A 14,507-nucleotide genomic window follows, 5' to 3' on the forward strand; every position below is an offset into this window, starting at 1 on the left:
GCGGCGCATGTTCGCTCTGCCATTGTCTGAGACGTGTCGATCTGATCTGGTGGCCGGCCAGCACGCCCGCCGCCGCGAGGAACGCCGGCGGGCCAGGGCCGAGTTCGCTGAGGCGCGCACACACGGACTCGCCGCCCGCCACGCTTTGAAGCTGGCCCGCCTCCGCCCGCCCGGACCGCCACCGCTGCACAGGCCACACACTGCCGCCCAGCCCGCTTATCGGCCTGCTGCTGCGGTTCCGCCCACTGCCCGGCCGGCTGTTGTTGTGGTCCCGCACGGTGCGTGTCTTCACCGACGATCGCGCAGACCAGCCGCCCGCACGCGGGTCGCCGCGGTCCAGCTGGCGCTCTTCCCGATCGATCTCGTGCTCGACGCGCTTCCGCCAAAGCTCGCCCCGGTCGACCCAGTTTGTGGAGGAGCTTCGGTCGGGTCGGGCGGGGCTTCGCCGGCGCGTTTGGGTGCGGCGGGGGTGCTAGTGGACGAGGAGGACGACCAGGGTGCGGGGGCCGTGGACGCCTTCGACGCGGTTGAGTTCGATGTCGCTGGTGGCGGAGGGGCCGCTGATCAAGGTCAGGGGGCGGGTCGGGGTGAGGCGGGCGAGCAGGTCGGGGACGGTGTGGACGATCTGGTCGGCGCGGACCACGCAGAAGTGGCGGTCGGGGATGAGGGTGATCGCGCGGCGGCCCTGGTCGGGGCTGCCATCGAGGGCGATCGTCCCGGTCTCGGCGCACGCGGCGGCGCAGGCGGTGGCGACGCCGGCGAAGGTGTCCAGCTCGGCGGCGGTGAGGGTGCCGTCGTCGACGTGGGCGCCCGGGAGCTCGAACGGCAGGGCCGGCGGCACGATCAGCCGGCCGCCGGGAGGCATGGTGGCGTCGAGGGCGGCGCGCAGGTCGGTCTCGAGCGTGGCGGGGGTGGTGGGGACGACCGTGGCCTTGTAGTCGGTCAGGCGGTCGGCGAGCAGGGACAGCAGCTCGGGGGATCCCGCCGGCACCGCCCCCGCGCGCCGGTAGTCCCGTGGCACGGCTGGCACGTCCGGGTCGGGCCCGAGCGCTGCCCGGATGCGGGCCAGCACGTCGGCGCGGGCGTCAGTCATCGGCCCTCCTGCGCATCGAGATGGGGGAGATCACGCCGCTGACCAGAAGACTCACCAGCACGAGCATCAGCGGGCGACCCCGATTCGGGATCAGCTGGCGAACCGGGACGGAGCTCAGAAGCGGGTTCGGGACCGGGGTCGGAAGGCGGACCGGGAAGCGGCTCAGAAACCGGCCCGGGGCGGAGGTCAGCAGGCGAGCCCGGAGGGAGATCGGCAGGCGAGCTGGGCTGAGGGTCGGCAAGCGAGCCGGTCCGGGCGTCAGATGGCGGGCCGGAGTGGGGGTCGGCAAGCGGGCTGGGCTGGGCGTTAGAAGCCGAGCCGGTCCGGGCGTCAGAAGGCGGGCCGAGAACGGGGGCGGCAGGCGAGTTGGGGTGGGTGTCAGAAGGCGGGGCGGGGCGGGTGCGCCACCAGTCGCGGAAGGACTGGGCTGGGGGGCGGGGGAGGTCGCGGGAGGTGGTCCACGCGGACAGGGGTGGGGGCAGGGTCGTGATGTGGTTGGTGCGGCGGCCGAGGAGGCGGCCGAGGCGCAGGAGGCGTTCGGCGCGGCGGAAGCGGGAGGGGCGGGACATCACCCAGGACATGGCGGCCATGGTGATGGCCTCGGGGGAGGGGAGCGGGGAGGCGGCGCGTGCTTCCACGTGGCGGTTTCGCAGGTGTACGAGCATCGAGGGGATGTCGATGCGGACGGGGCAGGCGTCGAAGCAGGCGCCGCAGAGGCTGGAGGCGTAGGGGAGGGAGGCGTTGTCCTCGACGCCGGTGAGCTGGGGGCTGAGGACGGCGCCGATCGGGCCGGGGTAGACCGAGCCGTAGGCGTGGCCGCCGGTGCGTTCGTAGACGGGGCAGACGTTGAGGCAGGCGCTGCACCGGATGCAGTGCAGGGCGGCCCGGCCCGAAGGGTCCGACAGGACGGCGGTGCGGCCGTTGTCGACCAGGACGAGGTGGAAGTCCTGCGGGCCGTCGCCGGGGGTGACGCCGGTCCAGAGGGACGTGTAGGGGTTCATCCGCTCGCCGGTCGACGAGCGGGGCAGCAGCTGCAGGAACACCTCCAGGTCGGTCCACGTGGGGACGACCTTCTCGATGCCCATGACGGTGATCAGGGTCTGCGGGAGGGTCAGGCACATGCGGCCGTTGCCCTCGGACTCGACGACGGCGAGGGTGCCGGTCGAGGCGACCGCGAAGTTGGCCCCCGACACCGCGACCCGCGCGGTCAGGAACTTCTCGCGCAGGTACGCGCGGGCGGCCATCGCCAGCTCGCGCGGATCGTCGGAGAGCGAGGAAGCGGCAGGCATCGTGCGGCGGAAGATGTCGCGGATCTCGGTGCGGTTGCGGTGGATGGCGGGGACCAGGATGTGCGACGGCTTGTCGTCGCCGAGCTGCACGATGAGCTCCGCCAGGTCGGTCTCCCACGCGGTGACACCGCCCTCGGCGAGCGCCTCGTTGAGCCCGATCTCCTGCGTCGCCATCGACTTGACCTTGACGACCTCCGTGGCGCCGGTCGCGCGGACCAGGTCGAGGACGATCGCGTTGGCCTCGACCGCGTCGCGGGCCCAGTGCACGGTGCCGCCGCGGGCGGTCACCTGCTCCTCCAGCTGGACGAGCAGCGTGTCGAGGTTGGCCATGACGTGGCCCTTGATCGCCTCACCGGCGAGGCGCAGCTCCTCCCAGTCGGGCACCTCGGCCACGACGGCGGCGCGCTTGCCGCGAATGGTGCTCGTGGCGTGGCCCAGGTTGCGCCGCAGCTGGTCGTCGGCGAGCGCCGTGCGGGCCGCGACCGGGAACGGGGAGGAGCCACGCAACGCGCCGACACCCCGCGGCGCGTACACCGGCATCCCCAGGAACACGGAGGTCATGTCGCCGCCAGAATTTCTGCGAGGTGCACCGGACGGGCGGCAGTGGACAGGCGGGACAGGCCGCCGCCGATGTGCATCAGGCAGGACGAGTCGCCGGCCGAGACGACCGAGGCGCCGGTGGACAGGACGCTGCGGAGCTTGTCGCTGAGCATGGCCGCGGACGTGTCGGCGTTCTTCAGCGCGAACGTGCCGCCGAAGCCGCAGCACTGGTCGGCGCCGGGCAGCTCGACGAGGTCGATGTCGCGGACCTCGCGCAGCAGCCGCAGCGGCCGGTCGCCGACCCGCAGCATGCGCAGCGAGTGGCAGGTCGGGTGGTAGGTGACGCGGTGCGGGAAGCGGGCGCCGACGTCGGTGACGCCGAGGACGTCGACGAGGAACTCCGACAGCTCATAGGTGCGCTCGCCGAGCTCCTCCGCCCGGTGCGACAGCGCGACCCGGCCGGCCCGGCGGGCGACGGCCGCGTGCTGGTGCCGGATCGAGCCGACGCACGAGCCCGACGGCGCGACGATCGCCTCGTAGCCGGCGAACGTGTCGACCTGGTGCTCGACCAGGCGGACGGCTTCGCGCTGGTACCCCGTGTTGATGTGCATCTGGCCGCAGCAGGTCTGCGCCTCGGGGAAGACGACCTCGTGGCCGAGCCGCTCCAGCAGCTCGACCGTGGCCCGGCCGACCTGCGGAAACATCGCGTCGGCGAGACAAGTCACGAACAGTGCCACACGCATCGATCACCGCCCTTTCGTGGTGGGCCGGCGGGTGCGGGGCCGGCCACTCGACTCGCGGACGATCAGCTCCGGCTGGAACACCACGTGGCGGTGCTCATGGCGGCCGTCGTCCTCGATCTCCTCGAGCAGCAGGGCCGTGGCGGTGCGACCGAGCTGTTCCCGAGGCTGTCGCACGGAGGATAGCGGCACCGCGGCCGCCGCGGCGAACTCGATGTCGTCATATCCCACGATCGCCACGTCCTGCGGCACCCGGATGCCCCGCTGGGTGAGGCCCTGCAGCACGCCGAGCGCGACGAGGTCGTTGGCGCAGAAGACCGCGGTGGAGCCGGCCGCGGCGTCGATCTCGGCGGCGGCCGCCCGGCCGGCGGCGACGGTGAGGTTGGGCGTGGGGACCACCGAGAGCTCGGCCTTCCCGGCCACGGCCGCGGAGATCCCGGCGTGCCGCTCCCGGACCTGGGTGATGGAGGCCGGCCCGCCGACGAACGTGATCCGCCGGTGGCCCTGCTCCACGAGGTGCTCGCCGGCGAGCCGGCCGCCGAGCACGTCATCGACGGCGACCGAGCAGCGGCTGTGCCGGCCGGTGCCGCGGTCGACCAGCACGACCGGGGTGCCGCGCTGGATGAGCAGCTCCAGGCGCGAGTTCGGCGACTCGTCGACGGGCGTGATCAGTACACCGCGGACCCGCTGCTCCTCGAGGAGGTCGAGGTGGCGGTGCTCGCGGCCGGCGTCCTCGCCGCTGTTGCAGACCACGACCATGACGCCGTGCTCCTCGGCGGCCGCCTCCGCGCCCCGGACCACGTCGGTGAAGAACGGGTTGGTCACGTCGAGCACGACGAGCGCGATCTGCCGGCTGTGCCCGGCCCGCAGCTGCCGCGCCGAGTCGTTGCGCACGTAGCCCAGCTCGGCGATGGCGTCGAGGACCCGTTGCCGGGTCGACGAGGCGACCAGCTCCGGTCGGTTGAGCACGTTGCTGACGGTGCCGATGGAGACGCCCGCGCGGCGGGCCACCTCCTTGATGCCGGTCGTGGTGGACATCGATCTCCCGTACCTCTGAAACGTGTCAACTCGAAGAGGGTGTATCCAACCGGTAACGCCATTGAAACCCTTGACGCCATCGACGGTCTGCTTCTACCGTCACTGTAGTCATCGCATGAAACGTTTCACAAGGGAGGACGGCGAGGTGCTGGTTCTCGAGGGCGTGAGCAAGTCGTTCGGCGCCGTGGCCGCGCTGCGCGACGTGCGCCTGGAGCTGCGCGGCGGCGAGGCGCACGCCCTCGTCGGGGAGAACGGCGCGGGCAAGTCGACGCTGGTGAAGATCCTGGCCGGCGCGCACGCCCCCGACACCGGCACGATCACGCTCGACGGGCAGCCGCTGCGGCTCGGCGGCCCCGCCGACGCCCGCGACGCCGGCATCGCCGTCATCTACCAGGAGCCGACGCTGTTCCCGGACCTGACCGTCGCGGAGAACATCTTCATCGGCCGGCAGCCGCTGCGATCGCTGCGCCGCGTCGACACCGCCGCGATGCGGGCCCGGTCCGCCGAGCTGTTCGCCAGGCTCGGCGTGCACCTCGACCCGGACCGTCCGGCCCGCGGGCTGTCGATCGCCGACCAGCAGCTGGTCGAGATCGCCAAGGCGCTGTCGTTCGACGCCCGGATCCTGGTCATGGACGAGCCGACCGCCGCGCTGTCCGGGGTCGAGGTCGAGCGGCTCTTCGCCGTCGCCCGGTCGCTGCGCGACGCCGGGGCCGCGGTGCTGTTCATCTCGCACCGCTTCGACGAGGTCTTCTCCCTCTGCCAGCGGATCACCGTCATGCGCGACGGCCAGTGGGTCTCCACCGACCCCGCCGACGCGCTCACCGTCGACCAGGTCGTGCGGCGGATGGTCGGCCGCGAGGTCTCCACCATGTACCCGCAGCGCACCGCCGAGGTTCGCGAGGCCCGGCTGGAGGTCGACGGGCTCACCCGCGCCGGCGTCTTCCAGGACGTGTCGTTCACCGTCCGCGCCGGCGAGATCGTCGCCCTGGCCGGGCTCGTCGGCGCCGGCCGCTCCGAGGTGATCCGCGCCGTCTTCGGCGTCGACCGGTACGACGCCGGCGAGGTCCGCGTCGACGGCAGACCCCTCGCGAAGGGCAGCGCGTCCGCGGCGATCGCCGCCGGCCTCGCGCTCGTGCCCGAGGACCGCCGGCAGCAGGGCCTGGTGATGGAGCTGTCGGTGGAGCGCAACGCGACCCTGCCGCGGCGCTGGTCGCTGAGCCGGCTCGGGCTGCTCCTCGGTCCGTCGGAGCGCCGCGACGCCCGCACCTGGACGGAGCGGCTGCAGGTGAAGGCGGCCAGGCTGAGCGACCCGGTCGCCACCCTCTCCGGCGGCAACCAGCAGAAGGTCGTCCTGGCGAAGTGGCTGTCGACGGCGCCGCGGGTGCTCATCGTCGACGAGCCGACCCGCGGCATCGACGTCGGCACCAAGGCCGAGGTGCACCGGCTGCTCAGCGAGCTCGCGGACCAGGGCGTCGCCGTGCTCATGGTCTCCAGCGAGCTGCCCGAGGTCCTCGGCATGGCGGACCGGGTCCTCGTCATGCACGAAGGGCGGCTCGCCGCCGACATCCCCCGCACCCGAGCCGACGAGGAGTCCGTGATGCTGGCCGCGACAGGACAGGCGACATGACCGGCCAGCGAAGCGGCTCGGGCCGGTCATCGTGTGGCAGGTTCGGGGCAGGCCGACGCCGGAGCGCAGCGGAGGTGGCGGCATGACCGGCCAGCGAAGCGGCTCGGGCCGGTCATCGTGTGGCAGGTTCGGGGCAGGCCGACGCCGGAGCGCAGCGGAGGTGGCGGCATGACCGCGGTGCTGGACCGGGCCGAGGCGAGGACCTCGAAGCTCACCCACCGGGTGTTCCTGGTCCGGGAGCTCGGCATCCTCGTGGCGCTGGCGCTGCTCATCGGCGGCACCGCGATCAGCAACCCGCGGTTCCTGCACGCGCAGAGCGTCAAGGACCTGCTGCTCGGCTCGACGATCCTGGCGATCCTCGCGACCGGCCAGGCGATCGTGGTCGTCACCCGCAACGTCGACCTGTCCGTCGGCTCGGTGCTCGGCCTGTCGGCGTTCGCGACCGGCACCCTGTTCCTCGACCATCCCGGGCTGCCGATCCCGGTGGTGCTCCTGGCCGGCACGGCGCTCGGCGCGGTGTGCGGCGCGGTCAACGGCGCCCTCATCGCCGCCGCCCGGGTGCCGGCGCTGGTCGTCACGCTCGGCACGCTGTACGTCTTCCGCGGCATCGACTACCGGTGGGCGACCGGCAAGCAGATCAACGCCGCCGACATCCCGCACGGGTTCCTGCGCATGGGCACCGCCACCGTCCTTGGCGTGCCGGTGCTGACCCTGTTCGCGGTCGTCGTCGTCCTCTGCGCCGGGTTCTACCTGCGCTCGTATCGCAGCGGGCGGGAGTTGTACGCGATCGGCTCCGACCCCGCCGCGGCGCGGCTCTCGGGCATCCAGGTGGGCCGGAGGGTGTTCGCCGCGTTCACCGCCAGCGGCGCCCTCGCCGGGCTCGCCGGGGTGCTGTACGTCGCCCGCTTCGGCACCCTCGACGCCAACGCCGGTCTCGGCCTGGAGCTCAACGTCGTCGCCGCGGTCGTCGTCGGCGGGGTCGCCATCTTCGGCGGCAGCGGCTCGGTCTACGGCGCGGCGCTCGGTGCCGTGCTGCTCACCACGATCGCCAGCGCCCTGCCGGTGCTCGGCATCAACCCGTTCTGGCAGCGGGCCGCGATCGGCGCGCTCATCCTCGCGGCGATCGGCCTGGACCGGGTCCTGTCGCTCCGCGTCGCACGCAGCCTGCAGGGAGGCCCGGGCAAATGATCGAGCTCAGCACCACGGCCAAAGCCGCGCCGGCCGCGCCCAGGAGAAGCCTGGTGGTCTCCTGGGACGTCGTGGTCCTCGTGGCGCTCGTCCTGGTCGCCGTCGTCGGCGCCGCGACCATCGACGGCGTCGCCAGCCCGCGGTTCTGGCGGTTCGTGACCCTGGAGGTCGTGCCGATCGCGATCATCGCGCTGCCGATGACCCTGGTCGTCATCACCGGCGAGATCGACCTGTCCGTCGCCAGCACGCTCGGCCTCACCTGCGCCGTCATGGGTGACCTGTGGGCGCACGGGGTCACGTCGCTGCCGCTGCTGATCGCGCTGTGCCTGCTGCTCGGCGCGGTCCTCGGCGCCGTCAACGGCCTGTTCGTCACCGTGTTCGGGCTGCCGTCGCTGGCGGTCACGATCGGCACCCTCGCGCTGTACCGGGGGCTCGCGTACGTCGTCCTCGGCGACAAGGCCGTCGCCGACTACCCGGTCGCCTGGACCGACGCCGCGATCAACCCCATCCCCGGCCTCACGATCCCGTGGGTGATCATCGTCGTCGCGGTCCTCGCGGTGCTGTTCGGGGTGCTGCTGCACGCCACCCCGGTCGGCCGCGGCCTGTACGCGATGGGCAACAACACGGAGGCGGCCCGCTTCGCCGGGATCGCGGTCGCCCGCACCAAGTTCTGGCTCTTCGTCGCCACCGGCACGATGGCGTCGCTCGCCGGGGTCTTCTGGACGTTCCGGTTCGCCAGCGCCCGCGCCGACAACGGCAACGGCCTGGAGCTCGCGGTCGTCGCGGCGGTCCTGCTCGGCGGCGTCTCCATCTTCGGCGGCCGCGGCGGCATGATCGGCGTCATCGGCGCCGTCCTGCTGCTCAGCACCCTCCGCAACGCCCTGCAACTGGCGAACGTGCCGGCGAACACCCTCACCATCATCACCGGCTCGCTGCTCATCGCCTCGGTCGTCGGGCCGAACGTCGTCGGCATGGCGCGCGAGCGCCTGCGCCGGCGGCGCACCACGTAACGACACCCCCCACCCCCGTTTCCGCGCGACCCCCGCTGAAAGGATTCAATCCCATGAGAGCTGGCAAGCTCATCGCGGTCGCGGTAGCCGCCGCGCTCGCGTTCAGCACCACCGCCTGCGCCGAGGACTCCGACTCCGGCAGCACCGGCGACACCGGCACCGCCACCTCCGACACCATCAAGAGCGGCCTGAAGGTCGCGTTCCTGCCGAAGCAGGTCAACAACCCGTACTTCGACACCTCCGACAACAAGGGCGGCAAGGTCGCCGTCGAGGAGTTCAAGGGCTCCTACAGCGAGACCGGCCCGTCCGAGGCCAGCCCGTCGGCGCAGGTCAGCTACATCAACACGCTGTCGCAGCAGGGCACCAACGTGATCGCGGTGTCCGCCAACGACAAGGACGCCATCTGCGGCGCCCTCAACGAGGCCCGCAAGGCCGGCGCGAAGGTCGTCACATACGACTCCGACACCAAGCCCGAGTGCCGCGACCTCTTCATCAACCAGGCGACCTCCGAGGGCATCGCGAAGGTCCAGATCAAGCTCATCTCCGAGGCGATCGGCGCCGACGGCGGCGAGATCGCGATCCTGTCGGCGACGGCCAACGCCACGAACCAGAACGCCTGGATCGAGATGATGAAGACCGAGCTGGCGAAGCCGGAGTACAGCAAGCTCAAGCTCGTCGACACCGTCTACGGCGACGACGACGACCAGAAGTCCTTCCAGGAGGCGCAGGGCCTGCTCGCCAAGCACCCCAACCTGAAGGGCATCATCTCGCCGACCACCGTCGGTATCGCCGCCGCCGGCCGGTACCTGTCCGGCTCCACGTACAAGGGCAAGGTCCAGCTCACCGGTCTCGGCACCCCGAACCAGATGAAGGCCTACGTCAAGGACGGCACCGTCAAGGCGTTCGCGCTGTGGAACCCGGCCGACCTCGGCTACCTGGCCGCCTACGCGGGCGCGTCGCTCGCCTCCGGCGTCATCAAGGGCAAGGAGGGCGACAAGTTCAAGGCCGGCAAGCTCGGCGAGTTCACCGTCGGCAAGGACGGCACGATCCTGCTCGGCGACCCGTTCACCTTCAACGCCTCCAACGTGGACCAGTTCAACTTCTAAGGGGGTTCGGCGTGCGCCGGGTCTGCTTCACCCTCCAGGTCAAACCCGATCGGCTGGATGAGTACCGGCGCCGCCACGCCCACGTCTGGCCCGAGATGCTCGCCGCGCTGCGGGACGCGGGCTGGCACGACTACACGCTCTTCCTCCGCGACGACGGCCTGCTCGTCGGCTACCTCCTCACCGAGGACTTCGCCGCCGCGCAGGCCGCCATGGACGCCACCGACGTCGACCGGCGCTGGCAGACGGAGATGGCGGAGTTCTTCATCAACGGTCGGCACTTCGTCGTCCTCGACGAGGTGTTCAACCTCGACCACCAGCTTGGAGCGTTGCAATGACAGAGCTCGCCCCGGAGACGCGCACGCGTGTCGCGGCCCAGCTGCGCGGCCAGCGGATCGAGACGGCGTCCTGGGCATACGGCAACTCGGGCACCCGGTTCAAGGTGTTCCCGCAGGAGGGCGTGCCCCGTGACCCGTATGAGAAGCTCGCCGACGCGGCGACCGTGCACCGGTTCACCGGCGTGGCGCCGACCGTGGCCCTGCACATCCCGTGGGACCTCGTCGACGACTACACCGACCTCGCCCGCCACGCCCGGGACCTCGGCGTCGCGCTCGGCACCATCAACACCAACGTGTTCCAGGACAACGACTACAAGCTCGGCAGCGTCACCAACCCGGACCCCGGCATCCGCCGCAAGGCGATCGGGCACCTGCTGGAGTGCGTCGGCGTGATGGACCGCACCGGCTCGCGGGACCTGAAGCTGTGGTTCTCCGACGGCACCAACTACCCCGGCCAGGACGACGTGCGGACCCGGCAGGACCGCCTGGCCGAGGCGCTGCGCGAGACGTACGACCGGCTCGGGCCCGACCAGCGGATGCTGCTGGAGTACAAGCTGTTCGAGCCGGCCTTCTACATGACCGACGTGCCCGACTGGGGCACCGCCTACGCGCACTGCCTCACGCTGGGGGAGCGGGCGCAGGTCGTCATCGACACCGGGCACCACGCGCCCGGCACCAACATCGAGTTCATCGTCGCGGTCCTGCTGCGGGCCGGGAAGCTCGGCGGCTTCGACTTCAACTCCCGCTTCTACGCCGACGACGACCTGATGGTCGGCGCGGCCGACCCGTTCCAGCTCTTCCGGATCATGCACGAGATCGTGCTCGACGACGCGCTGACGGAGAAGGGGATCGCGTTCATGCTCGACCAGTGCCACAACCTGGAGCCGAAGATCCAGGCGGTGATCCGGTCCGTGCTCAACGTGCAGGAGGCGACCGCGAAGGCGCTGCTCGTCGACCATACCGCCCTGAAGTCCGCGCAGGACGCCGGCGACGTCCTCGGCGCCAACGAGGTCCTCATGGACGCGTACAACACCGACGTGCGGCCGTTGCTGCGGTCGGTACGGGAGGACATGGGCCTCGACCCGGACCCGATCGGCGCGTACAAGCGGTCCGGGTACCTGGAGAAGGTCCGTGCCGAGCGGGTCGGCGGCACGCAGGCGGGGTGGGGCGCGTGAAGGACCTCATCGCCCGCTCCCGCCGCCTGGGCGCCGACCCCCGCAACACCAACTACGCCGGCGGCAACACCTCGGCCGTCGGCCTCGCCGCGGACCCCGTCACCGGCGGCGACGTGGAGGTGCTGTGGGTCAAGGGATCCGGTGGCGACCTCGGCACGCTCACCGAGGCGGGCCTCGCCGTGCTGCGCCTGGACCGCCTGCGCGCGCTCACCGGCGTGTACCCGGGGGTGGAGCGCGAGGACGAGATGGTCGCCGCGTTCGACTACTGCCTGCACGGCCGTGGCGGCGCCGCACCGTCGATCGACACCGCCATGCACGGCCTGGTGGAGGCCGCGCACGTCGACCACCTGCACCCGGACGCGGGCATCGCCCTCGCCACCGCCGCCGACGGGCCGGCGCTGACGAAGGAGTGCTTCGGCGACCGGGTGCTGTGGGTGCCGTGGCGGCGGCCCGGCTTCCAGCTCGGCCTCGACATCGCCGCCGTCCACCGGGCCAACCCCCAGGCGATCGGCGTCATCCTCGGCGGGCACGGGATCACGGCGTGGGGCGCCACGTCGGACGAGTGCGAGGCGAACTCCCTGGAGATCATCCGGACCGCGACCGAGTTCCTCGCCGCCCGTGGCCGCCCGGAGCCGTTCGGGCCGGTCGTACACCCGCCGCTGCCGCTGCAAGAGCGCCGCTCGCGGGCGGCCGAGCTGATGCCGGTGCTGCGCGGGCTGGCGTCCAGCGACCGGCCGCAGGTCGGGCACTTCACCGACACGGACGTCGTGCTCGACTTCGTGTCGCGGGCCGCGCTGGCCGACCTCGCCGCGCGGGGAACCTCGTGCCCGGACCACTTCCTGCGTACCAAGGTGCGGCCGCTCGTCCTGACGGCCGACGACGTCGCCGAGCAGTTCGCCGCGTACCGCGCCGAGTACGCGGCCTACTACGAGCGGCACGCCACGCCCGACTCGCCGGCGATGCGCGGCGCGGACCCGGCGATCGTGCTGGTGCCGGGCGTCGGGATGTTCTCCTTCGGCGCCGACAAGCAGACCGCGCGGGTCGCGGGGGAGTTCTACGTCAACGCGATCAACGTGATGCGCGGCGCCGAGTCGGTGTCGACCTACGCGCCGATCCCCGAGTCGGAGAAGTTCCGGATCGAGTACTGGGCCCTGGAGGAGGCGAAGCTCGCCCGCCGCCCGAAGCCCAAGGCACTGGCGACGCGGGTCGCGTTCGTGACCGGCGGCGGCTCCGGGATCGGGCGGGCCATCGCGCTGCGGCTGGCCGCGGAGGGCGCCTGCGTGGTCGTCGCCGACCGGGCCACCGATGCGGCCGCGGCGGTCGCCGCCGAGATCGGTACCTCCGACAAAGCGGTGGCCGTCACCGTCGACGTGACCTCCGAGGCGGCGGTCAAGGCGGCGTTCGCCGAGGCGGTCCTCGCGTTCGGAGGCGTCGACCTCGTCGTCAACAACGCCGGCCTGTCCATCTCCAAGCCACTGCTGGAGACCACCGTGGACGACTGGGACCTGCAGCACGACGTGATGGCCCGCGGGTCGTTCCTCGTCGCCCGCGAGGCCGCCCGCGTCATGGTCGGCCAGGGCATCGGCGGCGACATCGTCTACATCGCCTCGAAGAACGCCGTCTTCGCCGGGCCCAACAACGTCGCGTACGGCGCGACCAAGGCCGACCAGGCGCACCAGGTGCGGCTGCTCGCCGCCGAGCTCGGCGAGCACGGGATCCGGGTCAACGGCGTCAACCCCGACGGCGTCGTCCGCGGCTCCGGCATCTTCGCCTCCGGCTGGGGCGCGCGACGCGCCGCCGTCTACGGCGTGCCGGAGTCCGAGCTCGGCGCGTTCTACGCCCAGCGCACGATCCTGAAACGGGAGGTCCTGCCGTCGCACGTGGCGAACGCCGTGTTCGCCCTGGTCGGCGGCGAGCTGTCGCACACCACCGGCCTGCACGTCCCGGTCGACGCGGGCGTGGCCGCGGCGTTCCTGCGATGAACCGCCTCGCGGCCGTCGACCTCGGCGCCTCGTCCGGCCGGGTGATCGTGGGCTCGGTCGGGTCGGGCACCGTCCACCTCACCGAGGTCGCCCGCTTCGCCAACACCCCGGTGCAGGTCCAGGGCACCCTGCACTGGGACATCCTCGGCCTGTACCAGGGGATCCTCGACGGACTGGACGCCGCCGGCCCGATCCAGTCCGTCGGCGTCGACTCGTGGGCCGTCGACTACGGGCTGCTCGACGGCGACGGCCGGCTCCTCGGCAACCCCGTCCACTACCGCGACGCCCGCACCGACACGGTCGTCTCGCCGGTCCCTGCCGCCGTGCACTACGCGGCGACCGGGATCGCCAACCAGCCGTTCAACACCGCGTTCCAGCTCCTCGCGGCCGGCCGCACCGCACAGCTCGACACCGCGCGCACGCTGCTGCTGATCCCGGATCTCATCACGTACTGGCTGAGCGGCACCATCGGCGCGGAACGCACCAACGCGTCCACCACCGGCCTGCTCACCGCCGGCGGCGGGGCCTGGGACCTGCCGCTGGTGGCGCGGCTCGGCATCCGGGCGTCGCTGCTGCCGCCGCTGCGCGACCCCGGCACCGTCGCGGGGCCCATGCTGCACGCCCCCGAGACCCTGGTGACGACGGTCGCCTCGCACGACACCGCCTCCGCCGTCGTGGGCGTCCCCGCGCGCACGGACCGGTTCGCGTACATCTCCTGCGGCACCTGGTCCCTCGTCGGTGTCGAGCTGCCGTCGCCGGTACTGACCACCGACAGCTACGAGGCCGGCTTCACCAACGAGACCGGCGTCGACGGCACCGTGCGCTACCTGCGCAACGTCATGGGCCTGTGGCTCCTGCAGGAGTGCATGCGCGCCTGGGGCCCCGCGGTCACGTTGCCCGACCTCCTGTCGGGCGCGGCCGCGGCACCCGCCCGGCGCAGCGTCGTGGACGCCACCGACCCGCGGTTCCTGGCCCCGGGCGACATGCCGGCCCGCATCGCCGCCACGCTGAAGGAGACCGACCAGCCGGTGCCCGCGGACCCGTACGCGATGACCCGCTGCATCCTGGACAGCCTCGCCCTCGCGTACCGCCGCGCGATCGACGACGCCCGCCGCCTCACCGGCCGCCCCGTCGACGTCGTCCACCTCGTCGGCGGCGGCGCGCAGAACGCCCTGCTGTGCCAGCTCACCGCCGACGCCTGCGAGCTGCCCGTCGAGGCCGGCCCGGTCGAGGCCGGCGCCCTCGGCAACATCCTCGTCCAGGCCCGTGCCCTGGGCCTGATCCCCGCCGACCTGCCGTCGATGCGCGCCCTGCTGCGGCCCTCTCGCCGGTACGAGCCCCGCCCGTAGCGCTGTCGACGGCTTCGATGGCCATCAGAGAGTTC

At 72.3% G+C, this 14,507-nt stretch carries 11 protein-coding genes and 1 pseudogene; 8 read left to right on the forward strand and 4 right to left on the reverse strand.

The features are described from left to right. Positions 1-472: 472 nt before the first annotated feature. From AB0J72_RS28705 to AB0J72_RS28720, 4 genes and pseudogenes are all read right to left on the reverse strand, one after another. Entirely contained in the window at positions 473-1,093 is a 621-nt protein-coding gene (locus AB0J72_RS28705; protein ID WP_363403881.1) for an LUD domain-containing protein, read from the reverse strand. Between the two features lie 395 nt (positions 1,094-1,488). Then, positions 1,489-2,943: pseudogene (locus tag AB0J72_RS28710) on the reverse strand (LutB/LldF family L-lactate oxidation iron-sulfur protein); the annotation flags it as partial. Beyond that, complete coding sequence (locus AB0J72_RS28715) at positions 2,940-3,665, reverse strand: (Fe-S)-binding protein (protein ID WP_363403883.1); 726 nt, start codon at positions 3,663-3,665, stop codon at positions 2,940-2,942. The pseudogene AB0J72_RS28710 and the gene AB0J72_RS28715, both read right to left, overlap by 4 nt. Before the next feature lie 3 nt (positions 3,666-3,668). Further along, on the reverse strand, positions 3,669-4,700 hold the full coding sequence (locus tag AB0J72_RS28720) for a LacI family DNA-binding transcriptional regulator (RefSeq protein ID WP_363403885.1): 1,032 nt from the start codon (positions 4,698-4,700) through the stop codon (positions 3,669-3,671). A 115-nt stretch (positions 4,701-4,815) separates the two neighbouring features. On the opposite strand from AB0J72_RS28720, the gene AB0J72_RS28725 reads away from it, so the two are divergent. The 8 genes from AB0J72_RS28725 to AB0J72_RS28760 all read left to right on the forward strand — a co-directional run bounded on the left by AB0J72_RS28725 (position 4,816) and on the right by AB0J72_RS28760 (position 14,472). Next, positions 4,816-6,327 carry a sugar ABC transporter ATP-binding protein gene (locus AB0J72_RS28725; protein ID WP_363403887.1) on the forward strand — a complete coding sequence of 504 codons (1,512 nt, stop codon included), beginning with the start codon at positions 4,816-4,818 and terminating at the stop codon, positions 6,325-6,327. A 168-nt stretch (positions 6,328-6,495) separates the two neighbouring features. Further along, positions 6,496-7,515, forward strand: coding sequence for an ABC transporter permease (locus AB0J72_RS28730; RefSeq protein WP_363403889.1), 1,020 nt, complete (start codon positions 6,496-6,498; stop codon positions 7,513-7,515). After that, complete coding sequence (locus tag AB0J72_RS28735) at positions 7,512-8,525, forward strand: ABC transporter permease (protein WP_363403891.1); 1,014 nt, start codon at positions 7,512-7,514, stop codon at positions 8,523-8,525. The genes AB0J72_RS28730 and AB0J72_RS28735 overlap by 4 nt, the downstream gene beginning before the upstream one ends. Positions 8,526-8,578: 53 nt before the next feature. Further along, positions 8,579-9,631: a rhamnose ABC transporter substrate-binding protein gene (gene rhaS / locus AB0J72_RS28740; RefSeq protein ID WP_363403893.1), complete on the forward strand. Its 1,053-nt coding sequence runs from the start codon at positions 8,579-8,581 to the stop codon at positions 9,629-9,631. A gap of 11 nt (positions 9,632-9,642) precedes the next feature. Further along, on the forward strand, positions 9,643-9,966 hold the full coding sequence (locus AB0J72_RS28745) for an L-rhamnose mutarotase (RefSeq protein ID WP_363403895.1): 324 nt from the start codon (positions 9,643-9,645) through the stop codon (positions 9,964-9,966). Next, on the forward strand, positions 9,963-11,141 hold the full coding sequence (gene rhaI, locus AB0J72_RS28750; protein WP_363403897.1) for an L-rhamnose isomerase: 1,179 nt from the start codon (positions 9,963-9,965) through the stop codon (positions 11,139-11,141). Before AB0J72_RS28745 ends, rhaI begins: the two co-directional genes overlap by 4 nt. Beyond that, entirely contained in the window at positions 11,138-13,123 is a 1,986-nt protein-coding gene (locus tag AB0J72_RS28755; RefSeq protein WP_363403899.1) for a bifunctional aldolase/short-chain dehydrogenase, read from the forward strand. Before rhaI ends, AB0J72_RS28755 begins: the two co-directional genes overlap by 4 nt. Next, positions 13,120-14,472: a rhamnulokinase family protein gene (locus AB0J72_RS28760; RefSeq protein ID WP_363403901.1), complete on the forward strand. Its 1,353-nt coding sequence runs from the start codon at positions 13,120-13,122 to the stop codon at positions 14,470-14,472. Before AB0J72_RS28755 ends, AB0J72_RS28760 begins: the two co-directional genes overlap by 4 nt. Positions 14,473-14,507: the final 35 nt, after the last annotated feature.

The sequence above is a fragment of the Dactylosporangium sp. NPDC049742 genome, from assembly GCF_040674675.1.
GTDB classification, from domain to species: domain Bacteria; phylum Actinomycetota; class Actinomycetes; order Mycobacteriales; family Micromonosporaceae; genus Dactylosporangium; species Dactylosporangium maewongense.